Origin of the sequence: Fulvivirga aurantia, assembly GCF_009711475.1 — a bacterium.
In the GTDB taxonomy this organism is placed as follows: domain Bacteria; phylum Bacteroidota; class Bacteroidia; order Cytophagales; family Cyclobacteriaceae; genus Fulvivirga; species Fulvivirga aurantia.
Window position 1 is genome coordinate 1 of record NZ_SMMD01000231.1, and the last position, 1,101, is coordinate 1,101.

Genomic DNA, 1,101 nt, shown 5'->3' on the forward strand with positions numbered 1-1,101 from the left:
TAAAAAAGCATGAAAGAGAGATCCCACTGCCTATAAACTACAAAGATCTTCTGCGCTATGACAACTCAATTGCGCTGATGGATAAGCATGGGAAAGACACCTTATGGGAAACCGTTTTTTTTCCTCAAGGTGATATGAAAGATATACACCACAGCTTGAAAACCATTTATGCAATTCTTAAAGCTGATGGAGATCTTTCTGTTATGGACCACCTTTTTGTTGACAGGATAGATTTATGCGTTTATGGCAACACACAGCCTTTTAGAGTGAGAATTGTAAATCGGATAAACGACAACTTCGATTATTTCTATATCAAAAATGCTGATGCAAGCCGTGTGTATGGTTTGGAACTGGAGCATTTACTCTCACCAAATAGAATAAGCTATGTAGTAGAAAAGCAAACACTTATAGAAGAACACATAGTAGGCATACCTGGTGATCAGTTTATGAAACACCACCTCAATGATAAAAACCTAAACGAAATACGGTTGGCCAAAGAGTTTGTGAAATTTAATGAAAGATGCTTTGTGCGTCTTTTGGGCGATATGCACTCGAGCAATTTTGTAATTGATATAACCCCGGACTTCGAAGATGTAGAGTATCGAATCAGAGCAATAGATTTTGACCAGCAATCGTATGAAGGGCGTAAGGCTATTTATATGCCCCAGTACTTCAAACAAAATAATCCATTAATAGAAATAGGCTTAAAGTGTATGACACCGGAAACGGTAAAGCAATACCAAAAGGAAGAGCGCTCTTTGATTGCCCATAGATATAAAGCGAGTAAAAAAAATGTGAATGCGCTTCTAGACGCCATGTCGAAAGACAATTTATCGACTAAAGAGAATATCAAAACCTTGCGGGAAGATCTTGCTAAGCACTATAAGAATAAGAATTTTTTGAAATGTACCACCATGGCAGAAATACTGATACAAAGCTTAGAAACAGTATTGGAGCAAAAGCAAACGTATCAGTTTCCTTTATGAGACTTTTTTGTCACCCCTGATCAGGGCCTCTTTCTTGGTGCGATCCCAATTTTTGATTTGCTGCTCAAATTGAGTGGCTGCCTCCTTTTCATCGAAGTGTTGCTGAAATACGAGG

At 38.1% G+C, this 1,101-nt stretch carries 1 protein-coding gene; it reads left to right on the forward strand.

Annotation, left to right across the window (positions count from 1 at the left end; translation table 11 throughout):
* Window positions 1-986 (forward strand): hypothetical protein (locus tag E1176_RS20255; protein WP_185152514.1); only part of this gene is annotated, 986 nt, incomplete at its 5' end.
* Window positions 987-1,101: the final 115 nt, after the last annotated feature.